Here is a 26,798-nt window from a genome sequence, read left to right on the forward strand (position 1 = left end):
TGCCATCACATCGGCTTGTTGTCGCCGCCCTGTAAGTGGAGCGGGTCCGGGCTCTTCTGGGTCGAGCGCAGCACGCCGGTGTCGTCGAAATAGAAATTGAACATCAGGTACCACACGTTGTCTTCCAGATAGCGATAGCTCCACACCTCGCGCTTCATCATTGGAAAGTAAGTCTTGTCCACCGGCTGGCCGAAGTTCACCAGAACGTCATTCTTCGTCCACTTGCCTGGCTCCGCGCGGTAAAACTCGTTCTGCTGCAGCACTTGACGAACGCGAATCACCTTGCCGGTCGAGTCGACGTCGGCGGCGGTGGTGATTTCTCCCATCGGCTGCGTCGGCCACATCAGCCGCCTGGAACCGTCGGGCAGGTCATAGATCTCGCGTGGCTGCCCCAGCCTGGCGACGACGGCGGATTCCTGGTCGCCTGCATGGAACTGCTCCCACGGCTGCGCGCAGGCCGCGAGCGCGAATGCCGCCGCGCAGACCAGCGCGGCGCGTGTGGCACGTGTTCGACCCAATGCTGGTCGGGATGGGTTCGATCGCCGGGATGACATGTTGGACTCCTCGAACAGGATCAACTTGAGGTTTTGGCACAGGGCGCGGGGCAAAAAATTTGCGCCGACTCCTGACGCAATAACGGATCACCTGGCGACAAAATTTCACGAACTTCACGTGTGGATCCGGGAAGTCCTTCGAAGCAAGCGCTACGTCGGCCGCAGCGTCGGCAGCGGCGGATTTGCAACGATGCGAGTAGGCCGTGCGCCTTCGCATGATCGTCGCCCGGTATTCCGGCGACGGGCCACGCGACGGCGCAGTGGGCGAACAGAATCTGGACGCCGATGCCGAACAGACCGTCCCCCACCAAACTACGAAGTCAGTGCCTGTGGTGCATCCAACTCATGTGATGCGCATCGAGCCACTGGCCCATAGTCTCTTCCGGATGGTCCTGCCTGTAACGCCGCGCAAACACGAATGCGATAACCAGCAGGGCCGCCAACCCCACTACAAAGCTGATCATTGACTGAGTCATGGCAGCCTCCCTTCTAGGTTGCGACCATGGTTATATGGTAGGCGATGCACTCACCGAAAGCGGCGCTCGGGCCCGCGCTCGTGGAATATCGGCTTCCCCGAAGGCTGCGGTGGATCTGGCGCGTACTCCCGGCGGCGGTGCAGGGTCGAGATAGGACCGCCGGTTTGCGAACTGCCCCCATCGTTGGGCTAAGCCGTCGCCGGCTGATTCACGCTACGGCTCGCCCAAGCGGACTTCCGATATCGAGCGTCTCCTGATTGATCGACAAAAGCGCTTCGCGATGCGCCACGCTGACGATCGCCGCTTTCGGCAGTCGTTCGCACAGGAGCCGATACAGATGTGCCTCGTTTGCAGCGTCGAGCGCACTCGTCGCTTCATCGAGAAACACATAGTCGGGTTGGTGCAACAGCAGGCGAGCCGCCGAAATCCGCTGCTGCTCGCCAGGCGACAGATTCTGCGACCAGGGGCAGGATTCGTGCAATCGGTCGAGGTAGCGTTCCAGCCGACATGCACCTAGCGCCTCGCGGCAATCTCCATCGCTGAAAGTGTCGGCTGGCGCGGGATAGGTGAGCGCGGCCTTCAGCGTGTCATTCGGCAAATAGGCTTGCTGCGGAACGAACATCAAGCGCGCGTCGATGGGCGCGTCGATCGATCCCGTGCCGAACGGCCAGAGGCCGGCGATTGCGCGCAATAGAGTGGTCTTGCCCGAACCGGAGGGCCCCCGCACGAGCCAGCGTGAGCCGGGCAGGATGACGATGTCGCGCACGTTCGCGAGAATCTCCCCGTCGGGTAGCGCTAGTGTCAGGTTCTGTACGGCAAGCTGGTTCTCGTCGACGTAGTGAAGGTTGATGCCGCCGTGCTCGGTGGCCGGGGCCAGCGCCTCTTTCATATGCGGGCGCCTCATCACGCGCCTGAACTCCCGCAGCCGGTTGACGGTCGCACGCCATCTCGCGAGGGTGTCGTAACTGTTGATGAACCAGGACAGTGACTCGCTGACCGAGCCGAACGCGTCCGCGATCTGCATCAGCGTGCCGAAACTGATCGCGCCGGTAAAAAAGCGCGGCGATGCGACGACCAGCGGAAAGATGTCTGCAACCTGTCCATAGACGTTGACCACGAAGCTGTAGCGCCGTGTGTACTTCATGAAACGCCACCAGTTGTTCCGGATCCGCTCGAAGAGGTTATTGGCGTTCGCTTCTTCGGCGCCCATGCCGTCCTGAAACGCAATCGCCTCGGCGTTCTCGCGTATGCGGATCAGCCCGAAGCGGAAGTCCGCCTCGACGCGCTGCAACTGGTAATTGATCGACACGAGCGGGTGCCCGACCTTGTTGGTGACAAGCGAACCCGTAATCGCATAGGCGAGGGCGGCCCAGAACATGTAGCCAGGGATGTCGACCGGTGTGCCGCGCAACAGGAAAGTCAGCGCACCGGCCGTGGTCCACAGGACGATGGAGAACCAGATCAGCGTCACCATCGTCGAGAGCAGGTCGAGCGTGAGGGAAAGCGTCGTGTTGGCGAACGCTTCGAGGTCGGCGGCGATCCGCTGGTCCGGGTTGTCGGCGAGCCGGTCGCGCCCGATGCGATAGAAGGTGTGGTCGTCGAGCCATTCGTGCAGGTAGTGCGCGGTCAGCCACTGGCGCCAGCGAAAGCCGAGCATCTGGCGCAGATTGCGGTTGTAGACGGCGATGATGACGTAGCCAAATGCAAGCGCCGCGAACACCAGCATCAGCCTCGGGAATGCATGCACGTCCCGGCTTTCGAGCGCGTTGTAGAAGTCGCGGTTCCAGATGTTCAGCCGTGCGTCGATGCCGACCATCAAAAGGTCCATCAGGATGATTGCGACCAGCAGGCACCACGCCATTCGTCGCTGCTCGGAGACCCAGTAGGGTTTGATGAGGCTCCAGGTCGAGATGTGATCGGGCTGTGCGGGTGTGAACCCGGAAGACTGGTTCGACATGAAGCCTCCCTCGTATGCGCCATCGATGCGCATTTTCGAAGTATTCGTCTGATGCTTGCGTCAGGCGAGTGTGGGATGCGTTATCGGCTCTGCAATTAAAGGTTGGCTATCCGCGTGCACGATCCGAAAGCGGCTCGCCGCAGGCGAGCGTGCTCGCGAGTGGGAGGCTTCCGCGAAGTCTGGTCGCAAACGGACGTGCTGGCGGCTACGCCGCGTCCGTCCCGCGTTTTCCGGGTGCCAACGCTAGCGCCAGCCTTGCTCCGACCTCGGCATTGTGTTTGATGAGCGCGATGTTCGTCGCCAGGCTGCGGCCGCCGGTCAACGCCTTGATGCGCGCCAGCAGGAACGGGGTCACCGCCTTGCCGCTGATTCCTTGCGCGGCGGCCTCGTCGAGTGCCTGCTGAGTCAGCGCGTCGATCTCGTCGACCGTCATCGCTGACGCTTCCGGCACTGGCGTGCTCAACACCACCCCGCCCTCGAGGCCCAGGTCCCACTTGGTGCGAATGAACCGCGCCTGCTCCGCCGCATCGTCCACCCTGAAGTCCGCACGAAAGCCGCTGTCGCGCGTGTAGAACGCGGCGAAATTGTCCTGCTCGCAACTGAGCACCGGCACGCCGTGCGTTTCGAGGTACTCCAATGTGAGCCCGATGTCCAGGATGGACTTCGCACCGGCACAAACCACCGCCACTGAGGTCTTCGCCAATTCCTGCAGGTCGGCCGAGATGTCGAAAGTTTCCTGCGCGCCCCGGTGCACGCCGCCAATGCCGCCGGTGACGAACACCTCGATGCCGGCCAGCGCGGCACAGATCATCGTGCCAGCCACCGTCGTGGCACCGAGGCCACCGCCGGCCAGCACGGCCGGCAGGTCGCGGCGGCTAACCTTGTGTACCTGGCCCGAGCGACCTATCAGTTCCAGTTCGTCGTCAGAAAGGCCGATGCGGATTCGTCCACCGATCACCGCGATCGTCGCGGGCTCGGCGCCCACGTCGCGGATCAAGGCCTCTACTTCGCGCGCAGTGCGGACGTTCTCCGGGTAGGGCATGCCGTGGGCAATGATGGTCGATTCCAGCGCCACGAGCGGGCGACCGGAGGCCTGTGCGGCAGCGACAGGCGCGCTGCAGGTCAACCACGAGCGTGCAAGGTCAGCAGCCATGTCGATGCCTTCAGTGGTGTGATTCACTGAAGTATGCGGCACAAGACCAGGCCGCGGTTCGCTGCGCCAAGCGAAGCGATCGTTCGTGAACCTCCATGGCGGGGGGCCGTCAGCGATCGCACAGGCCAATAGAAGCCTCGTCTCCGGCAATCGAATGGCCGCCGCGGGAGCGCAGAGGCCACGTGAATGCGCGGCCGGCGACGGAGGTGAGAAAGCAGGTTTTCTTTGCCTGGTTATCCCTTGACTAGCCCTCGTGCTCGAGCGCGTTCGTCGAGCGAACCTTGGACGGCCGGTCGCGCAGCAGCAGGGGCATCAAGCGCCGATTGGCTGTCTGTGCCGCCCACGCGCAATACGCGGCGCTGCCGAGCACCCAGCCCTCGAGCGTCGACTGCATCAGGTTGCTGACCTCGCATTCGTCAACAGGCTGTCCGCCGAGATCGCGGTAAGCCCGGTGGCATTCGAACGGCGTATTGCCGAGCGCCCGGTACAGCGGATGGTCCTTGATGAAGCTGTCGACCCGCAGCCCGATGTGGTGCGCGTAGCTCGACCACGGATAGTTTCCGGGCTCGGCCACGAGGCGGTTGCGCAGCGGCGCGTGATCGATGACCTGGCTCGCGAGCAGGAAATACCGGTCAGGCTCGATCACGGTTGCCCGGTACCCGCCACGCCACACCGCACCGCGTCGTCCATGGCGGCGGTTGAAGGTCTCGACATAGCGACGGCTGACCGCCTGCATCGCCATGGCCACGCTCGACTCGTATGAAGGGGTGACGAGGAACTGTACCGCCTCAGGCATCAGTACCCACGCATGGACCGCCAGATCGGCGACGCGCGCGGCGTCTGCCAGGCAGGCGAGGAAGTACAGATAGTCTCCTTCGTCCAGGAATGCGGGCCCCGTGAGTCCCTGCAAGATAACGTGTTGCGGTTGTTCTGGGACGTAGTGCCGTGCAAGCCGTGTCATGCTGATTTAACCGGAAATCCGATGTGAGAAAGCGCTCCGACCGAGATCGGACGGGTGACGGTGTGTACCGTGCTGTAGGAAATTCTATCGATCATGTGCGTGCGCTTGCATCGCGAATAAGCCTTTTTTCTGGCCTCTTTTCGATGATTTGCCGATCGCGGCCGGCGTCTGTTATGCCGCCGCTGAATAGCAGCGCCGCACTCGGAAGGTCTTCAGTGAACGCTTCGTACCCCCGCTCTATACCTTGTTGAAAAGACTTAAAACACGCGACATCGCTTTCGCGGCCAGAACCAGCGACGCGCCAGCGACGCTGTAGTCGACGTGATGCATAACGTCGGCCACATAGATAACGGACAACGCAATGATCGGGTGGTATATCGCACGGTTTATCAGGCGTTTCATCGGTGTCTCACGCTACTGTATCGGCGCGAAACGGGAAGTCACTGCGCGTACTGATTCGCGCAAGTTGGGTGACGCGCCAGGTTTTCAGAATCCGGGGAAGGCTCGATCGCGAAGCATGGATCACGGTGAGTCGCGATGTTCCTTCCTGTCATGAACTCTGCCTGCGGCAAGCCGTTGCCGTCCTGCCCGTGCGTCGATCTTTCTTGACCGATCGTCCACTTCTTGCCGATGCTTTGCGTGGCCTATTTAGCCGACTCGCAAACTGCTTCATAAGCCTCGCGAAAAACATCAGTAAGCGAATTGTCATCGACAGAGCTTGCGGGTATAACATGTAGCGCTTGGCCATCCTGACGAATGAGCAGCGGCCAGGTTTCTCGCCCGGGAAATCGCATTTCACGCGAGCTATCCATGGATGCCGTTTCTGATGTTCTGCGTGCCGTTCGCCTGAGCGGCGCCGTGTTTCTGAATGGGACGTTCACCGCACCGTGGTGTCTGATCGGTCGCACCGATGCATCGCTGTGCGGCGCTTATTTGCCGCCTTCCGAGCGCGTCGTTTCCTATCATCTGATCATCGAGGGAAGTTGCTGGGCGAAGCTGGCCGACGATGCGGGTTCAGCTATTCATGTCCATGCCGGCGAACTGATCGTGGTGCCTCAGGGCGAAACGCACGTCATCGGCAGCGCGATCGATCTTTCCCCCGTGCCGACCGACTCGCTGCTGTCCGGGCAGATGGCGGCCGCACCCGGTGAAGTGATGACGCTGTCCTTTGGCGGCGGGGGCGCGCAGACGCGCATCGTGTGCGGCTTTCTGGCCAGCGACGATACGTTGAACAATCCGCTGCTCTCATCGCTGCCGCGACTCTTCAAGATCGACATGCGCCAGGATCCGCGTGCGGCATGGCTCGAATCGTCTCTCAAACTTGCTGCCGCGGAAGCGGCCGACTCGCGCGCGGGCGGCACGATCGTGCTTGCCAGGCTATCGGAACTGCTGTTCGTCGAAGCGATCCGTAGCTGTATTGAAGCGCTGCCTGAGAACCAGACCGGGTGGCTTGCCGGTGTGCGCGACCGCTACGTTGGACGCGCGCTGTCGCTGCTTCATGCGCAGACGGCGCATGCGTGGACCGTCGAGGAGCTTGCGCGCAAAGTGGGCCTGTCGCGTTCCGCGTTGGCGCAACGCTTCGCCGATCTGCTGGGGCAGCCGCCCATGCAATACCTCGCGAGATGGCGCATGCAGATTGCGGCGCACGAACTTCTGATCGGTAGCAAGCCGCTCACCGTCGTTGCCGAACAGATCGGTTATGAGTCGGAAGCCGCGTTCAGTCGCGCATTCAGACGCGAATTCGGCATGCCGCCTGCCGGCTGGCGCAAGAGCAAAGGGCAGACGAACGGCGCGAGCGCATCAGTGCAGCACTCGCAAGATACGAGCGGCGTTGCCGAACTGCCGAACCCGTGATGCATGCCGTGAGACGCGGTGCCGTCTCGACACCGTCAATTGTCGGTCTGTGCGACTCACGAGAAGAAACGGCGTTTCAGTCATATCGCGCGGCGACTCGATCATAGATCATCAAGACTCCCAATCGTAAATTGAGCGTGCCGGAACGCCAGATCATTCGACTGGCTCTGCCCGGTGAATCCACGCTCAACGCCAGACCGCACGGCGGTCCTTATTGGGAGAACTTTTATGAATGCAGTATTGCGTCTTTCCGATCGCGATCGCTACGCCCGATGCATTCGCGCTTCGAAGATGGTCAATTGGGACATCGAGCGCGACGTGATTGGAGGCCGCACCTTCGACATGTCCCAGAAGTATTTGCCGGACGGACTGTCGCTCGCGCCGGATTTCATCATGCTCTCGGAAGATGAAAAGCGGTTCGTCAGTCAGATTCAGGGGCGCACGTACGCGAACGTGTTCGGACTGGTCGAGCGCTTCATCAATGCCAAGGTGCTGGAAGTGAGCCGGGACTACTGGCTCGGCGATCAGGTGGCGCTCGAAGCGCTCGTGCGCTTCAGCGACGAAGAGCTCAAACACCAGGCGCTGTTTCGCCGCATCGAAAAAATGATCGGCGAAACGCTGCCCGACGGTTATCGCTTCGATGTCGATCCCGATGCGCTCGCCGCCGTGGTCCTCGGCAAGAGCACGTGGGCGGTGCTGGCCATGACGCTGCATATCGAACTCTTCTCGCAAATTCACTATCGCCAGAGCATTCATCCGGACGATCAGCTTTCCGAACTGTTCAAGGATGTGTTTCTTTACCACTGGAAGGAAGAGAGTCAGCACGCGATTCTCGACGAACTCGAATGGAAGCGGCACGACGCGACGCTGACGGATGCGGCGCGCGACAACGCGGTCAATGAGTTCATCGAACTGGTGACCGCGTTCGACGGCATTTTGCGCGTGCAGGCGGCAGCGGACTCGCGGTATTTCATCGCGAACTGCGGGCGCGCCGTCGACGCCGGCGAAGCCACGTTGATCGAAGCGAATTTCCATCACGCTTACCGGTGGCAGTACCTCCATTCCGGTATGCATCATCCCCATTTCGCGGAAGTGCTCGACGGGCTCGTCTCCGAAGAGCAGGGGACGCGTATCCGGGCTGCACTCGCCACGCTGCATTGAGCAAGGCCGAACCTGCACGAATCATCCAGCTAAAGGAGAGAGAAATATGAATGCCGATGCACAATCGACTGAAGCGCACATCGTCAACGGACTGAACGTCGATGACCTGCTCGCGCTGATCGACGACGTCAGGAGCGATGTGTCGAAAGCCGCGACCAGTTGGCGTGTCGCGACTACGTGGCAGGGCCAGACGCGCAGTCGCGCGCAGGTCGAAGGGTTCTCGATTGGCGCTCAGCAGGTGCCGCGCCGGTTCACGATAGATATCGACGAGCCCTGCGAACTCGGAGGGTCGAACCGGTTTGCGAATCCTCAGGAACATCTGATTGCGGCGTTGAACGCGTGCATGACGGTGGGCTACGTCGCGCAATGCGCGGTTCGCGGGATCACACTGCAATCGCTCGAGATTGAAACCGAGGGCGACATCGACCTGAGGGGCTTTCTCGGGCTCGACCCGCAAATCGCGAACGGCTACGAGAGTTTGCGTTACACCGTTCGTATCAAGGGCAACGGCACCAGGGAGCAATTCGCGCAGGTGCATGACGCGGTGATGGCGACGTCGCCGAACGTCCACAACCTGGCGAATGCGGTCGATTTGAAGGCGACGCTCGTGGTCGAGTGAAAGGCAATGCGTGACGCGCGCGGCGATGACAGGGTGGTGTTCGTCGCGCCGTCTTTGCTGGGCGTGGCGTAGGGCGCGAGAGTAAGTGCGACTGGCGCCAGAGTTTTGCGACGGGGCGACGGAGCTTGTGCGACTGGCCTACCCATCCCCATTATCCGTCCGGGTGCGGGCCATGAACTGCCATTCTTCCTGATTTTTCTGCGGACGTTCGAACGTCAGTTCGCTCTCTCACAACGGACGACGACATTCCGCGTTCCAGGAAAATCACGTCGAGCAAGGTCCGTTGCGGCTGTGCGGAATCAAATAGTGGTCCCTCTTTCTATCGGATCTTGATGACGACTTTACCCTTTGCCCGTCCCGTTTCGACGTAAGCCAAAGCCTCTCGTGCTGACTCGAACGGAAAGATTCGATCGATCACGGGCCTGATCGCACCTGCGTCAATGAGCGTAGCGATCTGGCCCAATTGATCGCCATCTGCACGCATAAACAGGAATGAATAAGTGACCTCACGACGTTTCGCCGCTCTTCGAATGCGATAGCTTAGAAAGCGCATCACCGTGTTTAGGAACAAGGAGGCTCCCATCTGTTTAGCAAAATCAGGATCGGGCGGCCCGGCGATCCCGATGAGTTTGCCCCCCGTTTTGAGAACTCGCAGCGATCGTTCGAGCGTATTTCCGCCCTGCGTATCCAGCACCACATCGCAGTCCTTCAGCACCACGGTAAAGTCGTCTTTCTTGTAGTCGATGACGATATCCGCGCCAAGTTGCTTCATCAATCCGGCATTTGCGGCGCTCGCTGTCGTCGCGACGGTCGCGCCCAGATGTTTGGCCAGTTGAATGGCAAACGTGCCGACGCCACCGGAGCCGGCGTGTATCAGTACCTTTTGCCCTTTCTTGAGTTGCCCTTTTTCGACCAGTGCCTGCCACGCTGTTAAGGCCACCAACGGAATTGAAGCCGCTTCTTCCATGCTGAGCGTCTTGGGCTTGAGCGCCACGGCCTCTTCCTTGATCGCGATAAATTCCGCGAAAGTGCCGATCCGATCTTTGGGCGGCCTTGCATACACTTCATCGCCTGGCCTGAATCCCTGCACGCGCGATCCAACGCGGACAACGACCCCAGCCAGGTCGTTGCCTAAAATCAGAGGCAATCGATAGGGCAAAATCAGCTTGAACTCTCCATCCCTGATCTTTGAATCGAGCGGGTTCACGCCAGCAGCGTAAATCTGGACCAGCACGTCGTGCTCACGCAGCTCAGGGACCGGCATATTGCCGGCTCGTACGTCATTCTTGCGTCCATATCGATCGACGACGAATGCCTTCATCATGGTTCGTTGTTCCTTGTCAGTTTCTCGTCGCGTGAAGCAATATCGTCTATGTTGTCAGTCGCAGATCTTTGCGAATGCCGGCGTCCACCAAACCTGCGGGCGCGAATCGACGTAGCAATCGCAGGCGGCCGGCGAGTCCCCCTGCCGCATAGCGGAGCTTCGGATTGGCCGCGAGAGCGGCCTGCAGCACGGTCTCGGCCACAACCTCCGGACCGTCGGCGCCCTCGACCACCTCTTTGACGCGCTTATTTACGGCCGCGCGCACCTCGCGGTAATCGTCGAGGGGGGCGTCGGGCGCCATGAAGTTCGCGTCAAAAGGTGTCTTGATATAGGCGGGCTCAATCACCGACACCCGGATGCCCATCGTGCGCAACTCATGGTCGAGCGACTCCGAATAGCCTGCGACGGCGTGCTTGGTGGCGGAATACAGTGCCATATAGGGCATGGGTAGGAAACCCAGCACAGAGCCGATATTGATGATGCGGCCGCTTCCTTGTCGCCGCATATGAGGTAGAACTGCACGCGTCATGCGGACAATGCCGAAGAAGTTCGTATCGAAGATCGCACGGGCCTGCTCAAGCGAACTTTCTTCGGCAGCGGCAGGGGCCACGCCGAAGCCAGCGTTGTTCACCAGCAGGTCGATGCGGTTGTGCAAGTGCATTACCTCCGTGATAGCTGCTTCGACCGATGCTTCGCGAGTCACATCCAGGGGCAGGATCTCGAACGTCCGCTGGCCGGCTTGGGCACCGCGCCGGCTGGTGCCGTAGACCTTGTACCCGGCTTTGGCCAGGCGGTTTGCAGTGGCCTCGCCGATCCCTGACGAGGCGCCCGTAACGAGCGCTACTCCGCTGTTCATGTGTCTTTCCTTCCGATAGTGAGCAATGTCTTTGCGCGATGAGTTGGGCGTTTGTTTTGCTTATAATATGATGATCATCATATTTTGGTCCGGCAAAACCACCCGTCGAACGAGCGGGTTTATTCGTCTGCTGGTGCGAATTTCTTCAATGCGGCGTCAAGAAAACTGTCCGACAGCTTCGGGTCGTCGACGGCGCGCGCCATCACCATGGTGCCGACCATTGTGGCAACGAGCATCAGTGCCTGTTCATGCGCTCCTGGTTGGCCCCAATCTGGCAATTGGCGCGCAACGACATCGACCATCTCCTTGATGCGGCGGGTTGCGGCGCGTCGCACGACAGGTGCCTGGCGCGGCATCTCTGAGCCGAGAGCGGAAATCGGGCAGCCGGTCTCAATGCCATCACGGTGCTCCTTCGACAGATAGGCGCGCACCATCGATGGTAGTGCCTGCTCCGGCGGCACCGAGGCGGCGATTTGCTCCGACAGGGCCACCGACTCTGCGCCCGCGCGATCAGCCGCTTCAGCTAGCAGCACCTCCCGCGATGGAAAGTGCGCATAGAAGCCGCCATGTGTCAGGCCAGCCTCTTTCATGATGTCGGCCACTCCCGTCCCGTCATAGCCGCTGCGCCGAATCGCGCGCGCGGCAACCTCCACGATGCGCTCGTGTGTGATTTCCTTACGGCCGACGGTTTTCCGGGTGATCGATGACTTTTGCATGATGACCATCATATACCAATTCGGCTCAATTCGCTGCGCGGAGCAATCTCGATGGGGATCAAGGCTTCTGCCAACGCAACGCTAGCCGCGCATAACGCTCTTCAAGACACTGAGTCCGAACCCGGCATCATGTCGGTGTTTCTGGCGGGTATGGCTGCCGCCCGCCTTCCGGCTGACTCTCACGAGGACACAGAACTGACGACTCCTCGTTGGGCTTTCGCTAGCATGGCCGCTTTGCCTGGCGGAAGCCGACGTGTAGGCTACGCGGCATCGAACGGTTGATCGGGGTTGCGGCCAATCGCGACCGTGTGACACCCGGGCAGTCCGTGCCGTTTGCATGAGGCAGTGACCGGAAGATCGGTCGCTCCAACATCTCCTCCGCTTTGACGCCGGCCTGCGGTCCTCATCCGGATGCTTACTGCCGCGCCGCGACCCGCACGCGCTCGCCTACGCCGCTTCGCGCCGACGCGATCGACATACCGAGGCCAAGCAACGTCAGGCAGACGACGGGCACCAGCATCGGGGCGCTCGCGTTGCCTGCGACCTTCCCGATGTAAGGCATCAGGTTCTGCGCGAAGAAGCCTCCGAGATTGCCAATCGAATTGATCGCCGCGATGCTCGCTGCAGCGCGAGCGCCCGTGAAGTATCGCGGGGGCAGCGACCAGAAGCACGGATAGAGCAACGGAATGCACGCCCCGCCCAGCACGAGCGCGGCAAATTGCAGCGGCAGACCCGGCAGCACGAGACTGAGCCCGAAGCCGATCACACCGACGCCCGCCACCATCGCCATCGCCTTGAGTACCACGCCCTCGCGTTTCAGCTTCGCGGGTAGCCATAGCAGAAGCAGTGCGGAGAGCAACCACGGAATCATGTTGAGCAGGCCGTTGAGCGATGAATGCGAGACGCCGCCGCTTTTCAGCAGCGTCGGCAACCAGTAGGTCACGCCGTAGAGCGAGGTCGACATCAGCATATAGCCGCACGCGAACATCAGCACGCGTTTGTCGACGAGCGCTCGCCACGGATGCCCGGCGGCCGCTTCCGCCGGCGCTTCGCGCCGCAGCGCCGCGATCATCAGGGCTTTCTCTTCGTTCGACAGGAACGGCGCGCGTTCGACGGACTCAGGCAGAAAGCGCAACGCGACAAGTGCGATGAGGACCGCGGGCATCCCCGTTGCCACGAACACCCATTGCCAGCCAGCGAGACCAAGATTGCCGTCCAGCGACAACAGCAAGCCACCCGCGAGTGAGCCGAGCATGTTGGCGAGCGCACTGCCGAGCGTAAAGAAGCCGAGCATGCGTGTGCGATGACTCTGAGGAAACCAGAGCGTCAGATAGAAGATCACGCCCGGATAGAAGCCGGCTTCGGCGACACCGAGTGCGAACCGGAACACATAGAAGAGTCCTGTTGAATGCGTGAAGGCCATCGCCACGGTAATGGCGCCCCACGTCGCCATGATGCGCGCGAGCCAGAGGCGCGCGCCAAAGCGATGCAGCGCAAGCGTGCTCGGTACCTCGAACAGCAGGTAGCCGATAAAGAAGAGCGACGCGCCCAGACCATAAGACGCTTCCGACATCCCCAGCGCATGCACCATCTGCAGCTTGGCAAAACCGACGTTCTGCCGGTCGATAAAGGCAATCAGGAACATCACGATCAAAAGCGGCATGAGCCGCCAGGCGACCTTCTTCACGACAGTCTGTTCGGCAATCAGGGTTTGGCTCACAGTGAGTCTCCATGCAAATATTCATATATATGTTTGGTTGAATACGTTTTGGCGACAATGGGTGAAAACCCGTTACCACCGTAAAATTGGACGTTTGCGGGTTATTCCTGATCCATCGTCGGCCTAGGTCATGGAATCATATATATGAATTTGATGGAGACTAAAATGCATGCCGATGACCGGTTGCCCCGTTACCAGCGTTTGCGCGACGAAATGGTTGCCCTGATCGCGGCCCGCCATTGGAGGCCGGGTGAAGCGATTCCCACCGAGCAGGCGCTCGCCAAAAGCTACGACGTGGCTGTCGGGACGGTTCGCAAGGCCGTCGATCTGCTCGTCGCGGAAGGCCTGCTGGAGCGCTTCCAGGGCAGAGGGACGTTCGTGCGCCGCGCGAGCTTCGACAGTTCGCTGTTTCGCTTCTTCCGCTTCCAGACGCGGCAAGGCGAACGACGCATTCCGGAGAGCCGCATCTTGCGCCGCGAGGTCGTCGACGCACCTTCGGCTGTCGCCGCGACCTTGCAGATTTCAGGTAGCGCGCGCGTGATCCAGATGTCGCGCCTGCGGTTGATCGACGGCGTACCGATGCTCGCCGAAGAAATCTGGCTGCCCTACGTGCGTTTTGCAGCGTTTGCGCAGATGGACCTGAGCGAAATCGGTGACCTGCTGTACCCGGTGTACGAGGCGCAGTGCAATCAGGTCGTGGCGTCCGCCACGGAAACACTGACCGTCGAAGCCATTGGACCGTTGCATGCACGGTTGTTACACATCGAACCGGGTACGCCTGCTGTCGTGATCGAGCGTCTTGCGTACGGCTACGACAGGCAGCCGCTCGAATGGCGCCGCTCACGCGGGCCCGCCAGCGAATTCATCTACCAGGCCGAGATCCGCTAGTGATCGGGCGCCCCTCAGAAATACGTTGTTCCCAGGCAGGAACGACGACCCAGGAGACAGCAATGTTCAAGTGGTTCAGCGAAATTTCAGGCAATGAACGCCGCACGTTCTGGGCGTGCTTCGGCGGATGGGCGCTTGATTCGCTCGATGTGCAGATGTTCAGCCTGGTGATTCCGGCGATCATCGCCGAATGGTCGATCAGCCGCACGGAGGCGGGGATCGTCAGCGGCGTCACGCTGGTGGCGTCGGCGCTCGGTGGCTGGATCGCGGGAATGATGTCAGACCGGCTGGGGCGTGTGAAGACGCTGCAATGGACGGTCGCGCTTTTTTCCGTGTTTACATTCCTGTGCGCGTTCGCGCAGAACTATCCGCAGTTTCTCGTGCTGAAGACGCTGCAGGGGTTTGGCTTCGGCGGAGAATGGGCGGCAGGCGCCGTGCTAATGGCCGAGACGATCCGCAACGAGCATCGCGGCAAGGCGATGGGCAGCGTGCAGAGCGCATGGGCCGTCGGCTGGGGCGCTGCAGTGCTGCTCTATGCCCTGATGTTCTCGCTGCTGCCTGGAGACACCGCGTGGCGTGTGATGTTCGGGGTTGGCATCGTCCCCGCGCTGCTCATTCTGTACGTTCGACGCGGCGTGCAGGAGCCCGCCGCGCCGTCCTACCCGGTGCGCGGTGCGCGAGTGCGTAAGGACGAGCCGGCGCCTGACCTGGTTGTCGGCATCTTTTCCCCGCAAGTGTTGCGCATGACGCTGATCGGTGCACTGCTCGGCGTCGGCGCGCATGGCGGCTACTACGCGCTGATGACCTGGCTGCCGACGTTTCTGAAGAGCGAGCGCCATCTGTCGGTGTTAAGTACGGGCGGCTACCTCGCTGTCGTGATCGTCGCGTTTTTTTGCGGGTGCCTCGTGAGTGCGCAACTGCTGGATCGCATCGGACGCCGCAAAACCATTCTCACGTTTGCAATTTGCTGCGTGATAACGGTGATCGCCTATCTGTTTCTTCCGCTCGGCAATACCGCAATGCTGTTCTTCGGATTTCCGCTAGGCTTTTTTGCAGCAGGCATTCCGGCAAGCATGGGCGCGCTGTTCAACGAACTGTATCCGCGCGGAATGCGCGGTACGGGCGTCGGGTTTTGCTACAACTTCGGTCGCGTCGTATCCGCGGGATTTCCGGTGCTCGTCGGGCATATGTCCGCGAATATGTCGCTGGGAACGGCGATCGGCATTGATGCAGGACTCGCCTACACGATCGTCGTGCTGTCCGTGCTGATGTTGCCGGAGACACGCGGGCGCGCACTAGGCGAAGCCACGCTTGATACTGAGCACACAGGTGCGCTTTCGCACGCGCAAAGGCACTAACGCGCGGGGTACTCGCCGTAACCGCGCAAGACTGGTGATGAAGGAACGTCCATGATGGAGAAGTCGGGAATAGACACGAGCCAGCGGCAGGCTGTGCATCGTCCTGCCCACATTGCATCTGTCGATACCCATGCTCATGTGTTCGAGCGCGGCCTGCCGCTCGCCCAGCAGCGCCGCTATGCGCCCGACTACGACGCCACGCTCGACGCATACCTTGCACAACTCGATGCGCACGGCGTATCGCACGGCGTGCTTGTGCAGCCCAGCTTTCTCGGCACCGATTGCAGCTATATGCTTGATGCGTTGCGCCGCGCGCCACAGCGGCTACGCGGTGTCGCGGTCATCGAGCGTGATTGTCAGATCGACACGCTGACGGAGATGGCGAATGCCGGCATTGCAGGGATTCGGCTGAACTTGATCGGGCATGCCGATCAGCCGCTCGACAGATGGGTGAGTGCGCAAACGCTCGCCCATGTTCGCGACCTGAAATGGCATGTCGAAGTGCATGCGGAAGCTGCGCGGCTGCAGGGCATCGTCGAGCCGCTTCTGGAAGCTGGCATGAATGTCGTCGTCGATCATTTCGGCCGGCCCGATCCAAATCTCGGTATACGTGACGCGGGCTTTCGCCGGCTTCTTGAACTGGCTGACACGCAGCGTGTGTGGGTGAAGGTGTCGGCGGCGTACCGAAACCGGCGGCGGCCTCGCTCGCATGACAAGGGTGTGCATGCGGCTTTTCATCTTCTGAAATCGGCCTTTGGCGTGCATCGTCTTATGTGGGGCAGCGACTGGCCGCATACACAGTTTGAAGCGGACGAGGATTTCGCTCACGCGATCGAACTCCTGCGCGCGCTGCTTCCGGTTGAAGACGAGCGCAAGGTGGTCTTGGCGGACACACCTGCAACACTCTATATGTTCGACGTTGTGTGATTCACCTGGCGCATTGAAAGGGCAAGGATTGGCTAAGCACCCTCGCTTGCCGTGTTGCCGCCGATGCGTTCCGTTACTACTGCGTGAATAGTAACCGTGAATCTATCGACCATCGATTATCCAGGCTTCGTCTCTGTAGGTTAGCCAGTTCAACTGGCCCAACACCAAGCTGTGAAGTTGCGAATCGCTGTAAACAGCGAGCAGTGCGTCAACGTTGTGCGCGACCATTGCATCCGCCTTTCGAAGTGACTCCGTGCCGCAGACGGTCCGATCGGCAAGGTTAGATTGCTGACATTCTTGTGCGAACGTCGAGGTTGAAGGCCGCAACGGAAAAATGAAACGAAGAAATCTCATGAAATGTCTGAACTCACAGCTTTCCTCAGCAGACTCTAGTGTGTTGCATCGACCGGTTGAATCCGCATTGGCGATCGGACATTGCTCTCGAAGCGATCCGAATGTCGGCAACGGGTCGAGCAGGGCCGACCGGGTCCGACTCTAGGCGGCCCAGGAAGTGTCATTCGCCCCCACTGTTGAACGGACGTTCAGACGTCGGCTCTGCAGCCGCAAGCGCCCATTGGCCTTCGGAACACGAGCGCCTATCTTCGATCACCATCTTTCCGCTGTCGACAGCGGTACGGTAGCAGAAACAGTTCTTGCGCCTAGCGTCTCGTGACATCTCTGGAAGCGGCAAAGAGGTGTGCTGGTTCGAGCCCAAATCTGCTGGAGGAACTCAGAGCAGAGGGGGCCGCTGCTTGCGCCGGACGCCGCCTTGGCCCTGCTGCGTCAGCTGGTGCGCCTGGTCGATCTTGATTGCGGTCTGAGTGAGCTCGGTGCTCGCCTTCGTGTTCAATTCGAAGATGAACTTGCCCTTGTCGATATCGGCGAAATCGATCATGACGATGTTGGGCATGAAGACCTTCAGCGCGACACCGTTCGCGTAGTCGGTCGACACGACGTAGGTCGGCAGCCGCGATTCGATCGCCGCGCCGAAGCCGGCCATCCATAGATCGGTGAGCAGCGTCGGACGGTTGTCCGGCCCCCACATGGTCGAGTTGCGCTCCCGGATGCTCCGCTTCAGGCCGGTGGTCGTCCAGTACATCATCCCCATCACCTCGGGGTCGGAGTTGCGGGCGCCGATCCGCATCAGCCCACCCTGTGTCTCGATGTTGGACGCGATCTTGTGCATGTCGCTGTTGCCGTCGAACGGGTCCGTGCCGCCCTTGCCGACGTATTGCAGGCCGTCGTAGCCGCTGTTGTAGCCGGTGCCGTCATCGAGGCGCTTGCAACCCCAGATCCCGGTCGTCGAAATGTAGCCCTGGTTGGCGACTTCGTCGACGCCATTCTGCGTGAAGAGCACGACGACGTGCTGCTTCAGCTGGTCGAGCGTTTTCTCGTTGAGGCTGCCGGTGCCTGCGAAGAGAGCGGTGCCGAGTTCCCGCGCGCAGATCTCCGCGATGATGGTCCAGTTCGTGCACTTGTCGAACTTCAGAAGCAGGAATTCGCTGGGGTGGTATTTGATGAACAGCTTCGCCTGTTGCAGCATGTCCACGAGCCGCATGCCGAACCCGCCTTCCACCGGCAGCTTGGTGGTGGTGACGTTCGCCTTCCTGCCGCCCAGGTCGAAGACGGGCTTGCCCGTCTTTTCCTTCTGCTGCATCACCCTCGGGTCGGCATGGACGGCCTTCAGCAACACCGGCGAGGCGGACTTGGTCGAACTCTTGGTTGCCGCGATCCGCAGGTCGAATAGGCGCACGCCGGCCTGTGCCTGCTTGAAGATGTCGAGGTCCTGGGTCTGGACGTTGGCGTCGCCGCTCGTGATGCCCGCGTCGTGGCTGCCAGCGAAGACGATGTCGCAGAGCCGTTTGCCGCCGCCCAACTCGTGGTAAGTGATCATGGCCGTCGTACCTCCGATAGAGAGAGTGCGTGTTGCATGCAAACCGAACGCTCATCGCATGCGTAAGCGAACGGGCAATCCTGTTCGCGTTGGAGGCTTCGATCGGGTTCCCAGCCTCGCGAACATCTACAAACACGGGATACGTAGGCGAGCGCATGTGTCGCGATCCAACCGACAGCGCCAGACGGAGAGATGGGTCCGACCCATCGGCCGTTGCGCGCACGTCTGTCTACCAATTCACACGGGCCGCCATTAGAAATCCAAAATGTTCAACGGGTTGCGTGATGGCTTATCGCGGCGCCACCGTTTGGCACGCACTTTGCCTCGATCCTCGTCTGGGAGTGGCGACACCTCAATACGAGCTCTGACACGCCTGACTGACTAATTTACCCTTGGAGAATCGAAATGAACATGCTGGTAATCAAGACCTTCCCGTAGCCGTTGAGATGGATCGTGCTGCAATGACCGCCGTCAGCGGCGGCAGGTTGCCGCCGCAGATCATGAACATCATCCAGGCCGCTTCCGACTAGGCAGCGACTCTCCTACCCAGCACAGTTTCGCTGGCAGTGGGACTTCTGCGACCTACTAACAGAAACGCAGTGATTTCGTAGTTGAAGGCCCCTCCAACGACGGGCCTTTTTAGATTCGCCTCCGGTGACTTTATCTGTGCTGCTCCGATACCGACCGTTCAGCCTCAATTCGATGGGTTGTTGTGAGCGTGAACATTTTTCCGAGGGCGGTCAGTTTTCTGCCAGTGAGAGCGTGCAGCGTGACTGGCAGTTGAGGGTCGGCCACGGCCGATCGCGTGCGACGAAATGCTACAACCTTGGCGCGAATAAAGACCAGGCGCATTAACTCTGACGCACCCGCCCCGCGCGCCTATGGCACAACTGCACTTATCTCCTTGAATTTCAGCGTGCAACGGTGCAATAACCTTCGCAGCCTACGCGTGCGCCGTTCACGATCATCCCGCGAGTTCCGTGGATACGCGTTGCCGCGAACCAATCCTGATGCGCGAGACGAGCAACGCCGCCAGCACGAACCACCCCGCCGCAACGACAAACGCTACGACGTAGGCGGGTCCGGCACCGGCAAACGCCTTGACCCATGACAGCATCCACCCGGTCGCGGCAGGGCCGAGGATCTGCGGTAGCACCATCGACACTTGCCAGATGCCCATGTCCTTGCCGCTGGACGCATCGTCGGGCAACACCTGCAGCGCGAGTGCCCAGTCGACGGCTTGATAGGTCCCGTAAGCGGCGCAGAAAATCAGCCCGACCGCCATCACCAGCATCAGGTTCGGATGCAACGCCAGCAGCACGAAGCCGATTGCCGCCCCGGCCAGGATCCAGCTGGTCAGGCGGACGACCTGTACGACGCCGAGGTGGTCGGCGAGCCGTGCGCCCAGCAGGCTCGCCGGGATCGCCAGCACCACGCCGGCACCCAGCATTCCATTGAGCAGACTGGTCGGGTGCCGGATGCCGATCACGTCCTGCAGGTAGTACAACATGAAGGTGAAGATCGACCAGATTCCCATGTTGCTGAACAGACGGGTCACTAGTACCCAATAGAAGTTTCGATGGAGCCGCGGATCGAGATAGAACGAGCGGACGAACGCGCAGAGCTCGAACCGTTCGCGAGATGCGGCAGGCGTCGGCTCCTGCGCTCCGCGAATCGTCAGCCAAAGGCAGAGCAACATGATCGCGATGAACACGGCAATCGTCGGAAACAGGTGACGCGGAGAATAGAGTGCAACGAGCACCACGTTGCCGGTGATCGTGCCGAGCACGCTCATCACGTTGAGCCAGGCGCTCGCGCGGTTGGCTTCGTGTTTTGGCACGACATCGGGCACCAGCCCGGCGTACGGACCCGCCGCCCAGTTCCACCAGAATTGCAGATGCAGGAACGCGAGCGTGTACAGCCATACGCTCCCCGCGCCGTTGAATGAACCAAGCCACACCAGTGCAACCGAGGTGCCGAACACGCCCGTGATGAGAAACGGTCGCCGGCGTCCACGTTTTGCGGAGCAGCGATCCGAAAGCGCGCCGGCCAGCGGCGCCATGACCATTGCAATGAATGCGCCGGACGCAATGACGGAGCCGGCCACGCCTTCCTTCAACGCGGCATCGCTTCCGAGCATTTCGGCGACCTGTGCCGGCACGAGCACCGGGACGACCGTCATCCATTGGGTAAAGAGCGCAAACCACAGCGACGCGATCTGTATTTGGCTCAGCGTCGACAGGCGAGGGGCGGTCGGTTCGGTCAACACGTTTCGGGCTGGACTGGGTAGGGGCATGTCGGAGGTCCATGAGCGTCGAGCAGGTAGCCAGGCACAACGCCACATGGCGCAGGAAAGTCGTGGCCTTGCTGGCGAGACCGCCGGGAACAATTAGAACACCGATCTGGCAGCATGTTTTGCCGCGCAAAACCTCTCCGATGGGCGACGTCGTTTGATTTTCACCTGGCCGTGACCAATACTGAAGCGGTTGAAAGGAGGCCGGTTTTCGCTAAGCACCTACCGGAGGACGGTTCGCTGCTTGCATCGCGCATAGATGGCTACCTTGGAGGCCGGATTCAGGCGCGGCTCAAATTCAATGAAGTCGTCAAGACACGCAGTCCCGCTTTCATCCCGCGACACCCTTGAGGGTCGACAGACATGGCTCGATTGTTATCGGTGAATGTCGGGCTGCCGCGCGACATCGAATGGAGAGGGCGCGTCGTGCATACCGGAAGCTGGAAAACTCCGGTGCGGGGACGCTGCGTCGCGCGACGCCTGGGGCTCGACGGCGACGGACAAGGCGATCTCGCCGGACATGGCGGCGAACAGCGCGCGGTGCTCGTCTATCAGATCGAATCCTACCGGCATTGGGAACGGCAATTAAGGCGCAGCGTCTTTGTGTTCGGACAGTTCAGCGAGAACCTGACGATCGACGGATTGCCGGATCGTACCGTTTGCATCGGCGATGTGTTCAGAATCGGGACCGCTGTGTTCGAAGTCAGTCAGCCCCGTGTGACCTGCTATCGCATCGGCATCAGAATGAACGAGCCGGCGATGGCCGCCTTGCTCACTTCCAGCGGGCGGCCCGGCTTCTATTTGCGCGTGCTGCAGGAAGGCGACATCGGAGCGGGCGACGAGATCGTCAAACTGCGCGAGGCGAATGAGCGGATGAGCATCGAGGAAGTCAATGCGCTGCTGTATTCGTCCGCTCATCCTCGTGATCAACTGGAGCGCGCGCTGCGGATCGATGCGCTGTCGCCCGGGTGGCAAGGATCGTTCAAGGCGCTGCTCGGCAGCATCGACGCGGGCGCGACGAGCGGCAACGCCGGACTTGCAGCAGCGGCGGCATCGAGTGCCGCGGCGCCGGGTTTTCGGAAACTCAGCGTGGCGAGCATCGCGCGGGAGTCCGCCGACGTGCGCTCATACGTATTGGAGGCGACGGACGGCGAGCCGCTGGCGCGCGCTCGTCCAGGTCAGTATGTGGTGCTGCGCCTGTTGCAGGCGGACGGCGCGCCGCCATTGTTTCGCAGCTATTCGTTGTCGGGCCTGCCGTCGTCGGAGCGATACCGCATCAGTGTGAAGATCGAGCCGCATGGTTTGGCAGGAGCGCATTTGAGTGATCATGTGCGCGTGGCAGACGTGATCGATGTCAGTGCGCCGCGCGGCGACTTCTTTCTGGAGGAAGGAAACGGGCCCGTGGTGTTACTCAGTGCGGGCATCGGAGCGACGCCCGTTCTGTCGATGCTGTTCGCGCTGTCGGATGCGCAATCGCCGAGGCAGGTTTTGTGGCTGCACGCGGCGCACGACTGCGCGCACCATCCGTTCGCAGTAGAGACGCGCCGCTTGCTGCGCTCGCTTCCGAACGGACGCGGGCACGTCTGCTACAGCGCGCCTTCGGCCGCGGACCGCATCGGTTGCGACTTCGAGACGGCAGGTCATCTGTCGCGCGCCGTGCTCGAAGAGATCGGCATTCCGCTCGATGCAGACGTTTATCTTTGCGGACCGACGCGTTTCATGAACGACATGAAGCTGGCGCTCGGCGCCATCGGCGTATCGGCGCGACGCGTGCATATGGAGCGCTTCGGCGGAGTCGAAGCGCGCACTCCCGGCGTCGTCGACGCAGCCCGACCAGCGCCGCATTTGCCCGCCGCATCCACGCTCACCGACGGACCCCTGGTGTCCTTCGCGCGCAGTCAGCTTTCCGTGCGCTGGAATCCGGCAGCGTATGGCAATTTGCTCGAACTCGCCGAAGCCTGCGATGTTCCGGTCCGATGGTCATGCCGCACGGGCGTCTGCCACAACTGCGAGAGCGGCCTCGTGTCCGGATCGGTCGCATACTCGCCGGAGCCTCTCGACCAGCCTGCCGTCGGCAACCTGCTGACATGCTGTTCGCAGCCGACCAGCGACGTCGTAGTCGATCTGTAAATGCCAGGCGGCGGTTCATCGACGGGAGCGTCAGCGCTGCAATCACTGCGGGGTGCGGCGAGCTCGCGCTCACCGACCCGGCGATCGCGCTCCACTCGCTCGCAGGATCATGCTCACCACTTCTTCCGTGGTTGCCTCGAAGCGCTTCGTTGATAGCGCGCGCTTGCCCGACAGCGCGTAGATCTGAGCCTCGAAATCGGCATAGTGCTGCGTGGTTGCCCAGATCATGAAGAGTAGCGTCCGCGGGTCGACGGGCGCGAGCAGGCCTTTGGCTATCCATCGCTCGATCAGCTTCACACGTGTGTCCATCCACGGCTTCACGCGCTCGAGCAGGATCTCCTGCATATGCGCCGCGCCGCTGATGATTTCGTTGGCCCACACTTTCGAGCCGAGCGGGCGGCGCCGGGACAGCGCCATCTTGGCGCGCACATAGCCGCCTATCGCCTCGACCGGATCGTCGCTTGCATCGAACAGGTTGGCGGCCGCGTTCCATTCCTCGAATACATCGTCGAGTACGCGCCAGTACAGCGCCTGTTTGGTCGGGAAGTAGTAGTGCAGATTTGCTTTCGGCAAGCCTGCGCGCTCTGCAATCAGCGCCGTGCTCGCGCCTTCGAAACCGCGTTCGGCGAACACGGCTTCGGCACAGGCGAGCAGATGGGACTCATTCGACGCGCGAATCGAGGCTTTGCGCCGACGCGGCTCGTGCGTTGCGTCAGCGGCTGGCTGCGCCAGCGCGGTGCCGCGCGTCCCGAGGGGCGTGGCTCGCGTGGTGGGTTCGTCGTTGCGCATGGTGTTCGGTCCGTTCAGGAGAGATGAGAAGCGCGTCGGCCGCGTGCATGTCGGCTTCATTGTAGCCACGATGCAAGCGCGTCGCGTATTCACGCGCATCGGGACAAACGCGCAAGGCGCACGCTCGCGTGCTTTTCGCGCACTGCAGCATCGATGGCACGCTTCTCGCTCGTAATTCCGCATTGAATTCGCGAAGTTTATCGTCTAAAACCTGTCCAATCGGACAGGATTCGAAGGGCGGGATTTCAGCAGCCGCATAGTGCCATCGAGGCGTGCACCGTCATCGCTCTTCGCGCCCCATACGGTGGCATGCACGCACGTTTGACGAACACCGACAGGAGGACACGTATGAACGCAGTAAGCGAAGCCGCGCTGACGACCGCGATCCACGTGAACGGCCAGCGATTGTGGGACAGCCTGATGGAGATGGCGCAGATCGGCGCCACACCCAAAGGCGGCGTGTGCCGTCTCGCGCTAACCGACCTCGACAGGCAGGGCCGCGATCTGATCGTGCGATGGGCGAAAGAGGCGCAGTGCACGGTGAGTGTCGACCAGATGGGCAACGTGTTCATGCGCCGCGCGGGGCGCAACAACGACTTGCCTCCTGTGATGACCGGCTCGCACGCCGACTCGCAGCCCACCGGCGGGCGCTTCGACGGTATCTATGGTGTGCTCGGCGGGCTGGAGGTGATTCGCTCGCTCAACGATTACGGCATCGAAACCGAGCGCCCGATCGAAACGGTGATCTGGACCAACGAAGAAGGCTCGCGCTTCGCGCCGGCGATGGTCGCCTCCGGCGTCTTTGCGGGCGTATTCACGCTTGAATACGGGCTTTCGCGCAAGGACGTCGACGGCAAGACCATCGGCGAGGAATTGCAGCGCATCGGCTACGCGGGCGCGTTGCCGTGCGGCGGCCGCAAGATTCACGCGGCGTTCGAACTGCACATCGAACAAGGGCCGATACTCGAGGCCGAAAACAGGACGATCGGCGTGGTCACCGACGCGCAAGGCCAGCGCTGGTACGAAGTCGTGTTGACGGGGCAGGAGGCGCACGCGGGGCCTACGCCGATGCCGCGCCGCCGCGACGCGCTACTGGGCGCCTCGCGTGTCGTGCAGCTCGTCAACGAAATCGGCCTGCGCCACGCGCCGCTCGCCTGCGCGACGGTGGGCATGATGCAGGTGCATCCGAACTCGCGCAACGTGATCCCCGGCCGCGTGTTCTTCACCATCGACTTTCGCCATCCGCAGGACGAGGTGCTGGCGCAGATGAACGCCGAGCTACGCGAAGGCATCGCGAAGATCGCGGAGCAGGGCAAGCTCGAAGCCGACGTCGAGCAGATTTTCTACTACGCGCCCGTGCCGTTCGACGAGGCGTGCGTGAAGTCCGTGCGCGCGGCGGCCGAGCGCTTCGGCTATTCGAACCGCGACATCGTTTCGGGCGCGGGTCACGACGCGTGCTATCTCGCGACGGTCGCGCCGACCTCGATGGTGTTCGTGCCGTGCATCGACGGCATCAGCCACAACGAAGTCGAGGACGCGACGATCGAATGGATCGAAGCCGGCGCGAATGTACTGCTGCACGCGATGCTCGAACGCGCGAGCGAGCCTGGCTGACGCACGACGATTGAACGAAAGCGGTCTCAGAGCCGCGCTGTCTTTCCAACGATTCCCCCTGTACCGGCCGCGCGCATCACGCGCACGGCCGGCGGACCCGTGTTTTGCCTCGCAAGGAGCATCCGGATGTCCCAGACCACCTCGAATGCCGCCGACGGCATCGCCCCAGGCCGTCTCAGCGCCGAGCAACTCGGCTGCAATTTTGCCGACGTCGCGCCGCCGCTTTCCGCGGGCGCGGCCGTGATCGCGGCCGACCGCTGTCACTACTGTTACGACGCACCCTGCGTGAACGCATGCCCCACGGGCATCGACATTCCCGCCTTCATCCGCAAGATCGGCAACGGCAATCTGAAGGGCGCGGCGCGCGACATTCTGAGCGCGAACCCGTTGGGCGGTATGTGCGCGCGCGTGTGCCCCACCGAAATTCTCTGCGAAGGCGCCTGCGTGAGAAATCATCAGGATGGCGAGCCCGTTCAGATCGGCGCGCTGCAACGTCATGCCACCGACTTCCAGATGGCGCGCGAAGCCGCCGGTGCGCCTGCGCTCTTCAAGCGCGCGAGCGACACAGGTCGTCATGTTGCCGTGGTCGGCGCGGGTCCCGCTGGTCTCGCCTGTGCGCACACGCTCGCGCTTGCCGGGCATCGCGTGAGCGTACTCGACTCGCGCGAACAGCCGGGTGGCCTGAACGAGTACGGCATCGCGGCGTACAAGACCGTCGACGACTACGCGCAGCGCGAAGTGCGGTGGCTGCTTTCCATCGGCGGGATCGAACTGCGTCAGGGTCAACGGCTGGGGCATCACGTGACGCTGGCGGAGCTACGCAGCGCGTACGACGCGGTGTTCATCGGCGTGGGACTCGGCGGCACGCATGCGCTGTCCGTCGAAGGCGAACTGCTCGACGGCGTGCTCGATGCGGTGGATTTCATCGCGCGCTTGCGCGCGGCCGATGACCTGTCCAGTGTGCCCGTGGGCCGCAAGGTGGTGGTGCTCGGAGGCGGCAATACCGCGATCGACGCCGCCGTGCAAAGCCGCAAGCTGGGTGCGCAGCAGGTGACGCTCGCCTATCGGCGCGGCGCGGCACAGATGAGCGCCACCTGGGCCGAGCTGGAATTCGCGCGCAGCCAGGGCGTCACGTTGGCCGAGTGGATGAAGCCGCTGCGAATCGTCGGCGACACGCAGGTGCGGGCGGTGGAATTCGAGCGCACGGCGCTCGATACGACCGGCGCGCTGCTCGGCACGGGGGAGATCGTGCGCGTCGAGGCCGATATGGTGCTGAAGGCCATTGGCCAGAAGCTCTTATCCGCAGGCCTCGACGGGCTGCAACTGACCGAGGCAGGCGGGCGCATCGCCGTGGATGCGAACGGCGCGACCTCGCTTGAGGGCGTTTTCGCCGGTGGCGATTGTGCCGGCCACGGCGCGGTCGATCTGACCGTCCAGGCCGTGCAGGACGGCAAGCTCGCCGCGCACGCGATCGACCGCTTCCTTGCGAATCAGTCCGCGAGGGCCGCCTGAGCCGCGAAAGCTACACCGAATCCAGATCAAACGAAGGAGTCG

21 protein-coding genes are annotated in these 26,798 nt (G+C 61.8%); 9 read left to right on the plus strand and 12 right to left on the minus strand.

The features are described 5' to 3' along the window. Positions 1-5: 5 nt before the first annotated feature. The 5 genes from L0U84_RS39515 to L0U84_RS39535 form a co-directional block, all read right to left on the minus strand. Positions 6-554: a hypothetical protein gene (locus L0U84_RS39515; RefSeq protein ID WP_233859872.1), complete on the minus strand. Its 549-nt coding sequence runs from the start codon at positions 552-554 to the stop codon at positions 6-8. A 684-nt stretch (positions 555-1,238) separates the two neighbouring features. After that, complete coding sequence (locus L0U84_RS39520) at positions 1,239-2,987, minus strand: ABC transporter ATP-binding protein/permease (RefSeq protein ID WP_233859043.1); 1,749 nt, start codon at positions 2,985-2,987, stop codon at positions 1,239-1,241. Between the two features lie 205 nt (positions 2,988-3,192). Next, positions 3,193-4,140, minus strand: a complete 948-nt coding sequence (locus L0U84_RS39525; RefSeq protein ID WP_233859873.1) for a pseudouridine-5'-phosphate glycosidase — start codon at positions 4,138-4,140, stop codon at positions 3,193-3,195. Positions 4,141-4,384: 244 nt separating this feature from the next. Continuing rightward, positions 4,385-5,101 carry a transposase gene (locus tag L0U84_RS39530; protein ID WP_233859044.1) on the minus strand — a complete coding sequence of 239 codons (717 nt, stop codon included), beginning with the start codon at positions 5,099-5,101 and terminating at the stop codon, positions 4,385-4,387. A 237-nt stretch (positions 5,102-5,338) separates the two neighbouring features. Beyond that, positions 5,339-5,503, minus strand: coding sequence for a hypothetical protein (locus tag L0U84_RS39535; protein WP_233859045.1), 165 nt, complete (start codon positions 5,501-5,503; stop codon positions 5,339-5,341). A 408-nt stretch (positions 5,504-5,911) separates the two neighbouring features. Between L0U84_RS39535 and L0U84_RS39540 the strand changes: the two genes are divergently transcribed. From L0U84_RS39540 to L0U84_RS39550, 3 genes are all read left to right on the plus strand, one after another. Beyond that, positions 5,912-6,955, plus strand: coding sequence for an AraC family transcriptional regulator (locus L0U84_RS39540; RefSeq protein ID WP_233859046.1), 1,044 nt, complete (start codon positions 5,912-5,914; stop codon positions 6,953-6,955). A 228-nt stretch (positions 6,956-7,183) separates the two neighbouring features. After that, positions 7,184-8,116, plus strand: a complete 933-nt coding sequence (locus L0U84_RS39545; protein ID WP_233859047.1) for a hypothetical protein — start codon at positions 7,184-7,186, stop codon at positions 8,114-8,116. A 46-nt stretch (positions 8,117-8,162) separates the two neighbouring features. Further along, the gene (locus L0U84_RS39550) at positions 8,163-8,735 is read left to right on the plus strand and encodes an OsmC family protein (protein ID WP_233859049.1); all 573 of its coding nucleotides are present in this window, start codon (positions 8,163-8,165) and stop codon (positions 8,733-8,735) included. Positions 8,736-9,054: 319 nt separating this feature from the next. On the opposite strand, the gene L0U84_RS39555 is transcribed toward L0U84_RS39550, so the two are convergent. From L0U84_RS39555 to L0U84_RS39570, 4 genes are all read right to left on the minus strand, one after another. Next, entirely contained in the window at positions 9,055-10,056 is a 1,002-nt protein-coding gene (locus L0U84_RS39555; protein WP_233859874.1) for an NADP-dependent oxidoreductase, read from the minus strand. A gap of 49 nt (positions 10,057-10,105) precedes the next feature. Continuing rightward, positions 10,106-10,915 (minus strand): oxidoreductase, encoded by an 810-nt coding sequence (locus tag L0U84_RS39560; protein ID WP_233859051.1) that lies wholly within the window; start codon positions 10,913-10,915, stop codon positions 10,106-10,108. A gap of 119 nt (positions 10,916-11,034) precedes the next feature. Continuing rightward, positions 11,035-11,643, minus strand: coding sequence for a TetR/AcrR family transcriptional regulator (locus tag L0U84_RS39565; protein ID WP_233859059.1), 609 nt, complete (start codon positions 11,641-11,643; stop codon positions 11,035-11,037). Between the two features lie 403 nt (positions 11,644-12,046). After that, positions 12,047-13,294: an MFS transporter gene (locus tag L0U84_RS39570; RefSeq protein WP_267940201.1), complete on the minus strand. Its 1,248-nt coding sequence runs from the start codon at positions 13,292-13,294 to the stop codon at positions 12,047-12,049. A 222-nt stretch (positions 13,295-13,516) separates the two neighbouring features. On the opposite strand from L0U84_RS39570, the gene L0U84_RS39575 reads away from it, so the two are divergent. The 3 genes from L0U84_RS39575 to L0U84_RS39585 all read left to right on the plus strand — a co-directional run bounded on the left by L0U84_RS39575 (position 13,517) and on the right by L0U84_RS39585 (position 16,524). Then, on the plus strand, positions 13,517-14,239 hold the full coding sequence (locus tag L0U84_RS39575; protein WP_233859061.1) for a GntR family transcriptional regulator: 723 nt from the start codon (positions 13,517-13,519) through the stop codon (positions 14,237-14,239). 62 nt (positions 14,240-14,301) lie between these two features. Further along, positions 14,302-15,597 (plus strand): MFS transporter, encoded by a 1,296-nt coding sequence (locus L0U84_RS39580; protein WP_233859062.1) that lies wholly within the window; start codon positions 14,302-14,304, stop codon positions 15,595-15,597. A 51-nt stretch (positions 15,598-15,648) separates the two neighbouring features. Beyond that, positions 15,649-16,524, plus strand: a complete 876-nt coding sequence (locus L0U84_RS39585; protein WP_233859063.1) for an amidohydrolase family protein — start codon at positions 15,649-15,651, stop codon at positions 16,522-16,524. Between the two features lie 730 nt (positions 16,525-17,254). Here the strand turns inward: L0U84_RS39585 and L0U84_RS39590 are convergent. Both L0U84_RS39590 and L0U84_RS39595 read right to left on the minus strand, forming a co-directional pair. Then, the gene (locus L0U84_RS39590) at positions 17,255-18,418 is read right to left on the minus strand and encodes a hypothetical protein (RefSeq protein WP_233859064.1); all 1,164 of its coding nucleotides are present in this window, start codon (positions 18,416-18,418) and stop codon (positions 17,255-17,257) included. Between the two features lie 964 nt (positions 18,419-19,382). Then, entirely contained in the window at positions 19,383-20,714 is a 1,332-nt protein-coding gene (locus L0U84_RS39595) for an MFS transporter (protein WP_233859067.1), read from the minus strand. A 360-nt stretch (positions 20,715-21,074) separates the two neighbouring features. On the opposite strand from L0U84_RS39595, the gene L0U84_RS39600 reads away from it, so the two are divergent. Beyond that, positions 21,075-22,841: an MOSC and FAD-binding oxidoreductase domain-containing protein gene (locus L0U84_RS39600; protein WP_233859068.1), complete on the plus strand. Its 1,767-nt coding sequence runs from the start codon at positions 21,075-21,077 to the stop codon at positions 22,839-22,841. Between the two features lie 69 nt (positions 22,842-22,910). On the opposite strand, the gene L0U84_RS39605 is transcribed toward L0U84_RS39600, so the two are convergent. After that, the gene (locus tag L0U84_RS39605) at positions 22,911-23,630 is read right to left on the minus strand and encodes a TetR/AcrR family transcriptional regulator (protein WP_233859077.1); all 720 of its coding nucleotides are present in this window, start codon (positions 23,628-23,630) and stop codon (positions 22,911-22,913) included. Positions 23,631-23,978: 348 nt separating this feature from the next. Here L0U84_RS39605 and L0U84_RS39610 point away from each other — a divergent pair, with 348 nt between their 5' ends. Together L0U84_RS39610 and L0U84_RS39615 are read left to right on the plus strand one after the other, a co-directional pair. Then, positions 23,979-25,244 (plus strand): Zn-dependent hydrolase, encoded by a 1,266-nt coding sequence (locus tag L0U84_RS39610; protein WP_233859079.1) that lies wholly within the window; start codon positions 23,979-23,981, stop codon positions 25,242-25,244. 126 nt (positions 25,245-25,370) lie between these two features. After that, entirely contained in the window at positions 25,371-26,756 is a 1,386-nt protein-coding gene (locus tag L0U84_RS39615) for an NAD(P)-dependent oxidoreductase (protein WP_233859080.1), read from the plus strand. The last annotated feature ends 42 nt before the right edge of the window (positions 26,757-26,798 follow it).

The organism is Paraburkholderia sp. HD33-4, assembly GCF_021390635.1.
In the GTDB taxonomy this organism is placed as follows: Bacteria; Pseudomonadota; Gammaproteobacteria; order Burkholderiales; family Burkholderiaceae; genus Paraburkholderia.

What these genes read in the sequence shown, in the direction of transcription:
- L0U84_RS39585 (WP_233859063.1), top strand. Translation starts at nt 15,649, where the DNA reads ATGATGGAGAAGTCGGGAATAGACACGAGCCAGCGGCAGGCTGTGCAT.
- L0U84_RS39610 (WP_233859079.1), top strand. Translation starts at nt 23,979, where the DNA reads ATGAACGCAGTAAGCGAAGCCGCGCTGACGACCGCGATCCACGTGAAC.
- L0U84_RS39570 (WP_267940201.1), bottom strand. Translation starts at nt 13,294, where the DNA reads ATGCCGCTTTTGATCGTGATGTTCCTGATTGCCTTTATCGACCGGCAG.
- L0U84_RS39575 (WP_233859061.1), top strand. Translation starts at nt 13,517, where the DNA reads ATGCATGCCGATGACCGGTTGCCCCGTTACCAGCGTTTGCGCGACGAA.
- L0U84_RS39515 (WP_233859872.1), bottom strand. Translation starts at nt 554, where the DNA reads ATGTCATCCCGGCGATCGAACCCATCCCGACCAGCATTGGGTCGAACA.
- L0U84_RS39535 (WP_233859045.1), bottom strand. Translation starts at nt 5,503, where the DNA reads ATGAAACGCCTGATAAACCGTGCGATATACCACCCGATCATTGCGTTG.
- L0U84_RS39565 (WP_233859059.1), bottom strand. Translation starts at nt 11,643, where the DNA reads ATGATGGTCATCATGCAAAAGTCATCGATCACCCGGAAAACCGTCGGC.
- L0U84_RS39525 (WP_233859873.1), bottom strand. Translation starts at nt 4,140, where the DNA reads ATGGCTGCTGACCTTGCACGCTCGTGGTTGACCTGCAGCGCGCCTGTC.
- L0U84_RS39540 (WP_233859046.1), top strand. Translation starts at nt 5,912, where the DNA reads ATGGATGCCGTTTCTGATGTTCTGCGTGCCGTTCGCCTGAGCGGCGCC.
- L0U84_RS39530 (WP_233859044.1), bottom strand. Translation starts at nt 5,101, where the DNA reads ATGACACGGCTTGCACGGCACTACGTCCCAGAACAACCGCAACACGTT.
- L0U84_RS39595 (WP_233859067.1), bottom strand. Translation starts at nt 20,714, where the DNA reads ATGCCCCTACCCAGTCCAGCCCGAAACGTGTTGACCGAACCGACCGCC.
- L0U84_RS39520 (WP_233859043.1), bottom strand. Translation starts at nt 2,987, where the DNA reads ATGTCGAACCAGTCTTCCGGGTTCACACCCGCACAGCCCGATCACATC.
- L0U84_RS39600 (WP_233859068.1), top strand. Translation starts at nt 21,075, where the DNA reads ATGGCTCGATTGTTATCGGTGAATGTCGGGCTGCCGCGCGACATCGAA.
- L0U84_RS39560 (WP_233859051.1), bottom strand. Translation starts at nt 10,915, where the DNA reads ATGAACAGCGGAGTAGCGCTCGTTACGGGCGCCTCGTCAGGGATCGGC.
- L0U84_RS39605 (WP_233859077.1), bottom strand. Translation starts at nt 23,630, where the DNA reads ATGCGCAACGACGAACCCACCACGCGAGCCACGCCCCTCGGGACGCGC.
- L0U84_RS39590 (WP_233859064.1), bottom strand. Translation starts at nt 18,418, where the DNA reads ATGATCACTTACCACGAGTTGGGCGGCGGCAAACGGCTCTGCGACATC.
- L0U84_RS39545 (WP_233859047.1), top strand. Translation starts at nt 7,184, where the DNA reads ATGAATGCAGTATTGCGTCTTTCCGATCGCGATCGCTACGCCCGATGC.
- L0U84_RS39550 (WP_233859049.1), top strand. Translation starts at nt 8,163, where the DNA reads ATGAATGCCGATGCACAATCGACTGAAGCGCACATCGTCAACGGACTG.
- L0U84_RS39555 (WP_233859874.1), bottom strand. Translation starts at nt 10,056, where the DNA reads ATGAAGGCATTCGTCGTCGATCGATATGGACGCAAGAATGACGTACGA.
- L0U84_RS39615 (WP_233859080.1), top strand. Translation starts at nt 25,371, where the DNA reads ATGTCCCAGACCACCTCGAATGCCGCCGACGGCATCGCCCCAGGCCGT.
- L0U84_RS39580 (WP_233859062.1), top strand. Translation starts at nt 14,302, where the DNA reads ATGTTCAAGTGGTTCAGCGAAATTTCAGGCAATGAACGCCGCACGTTC.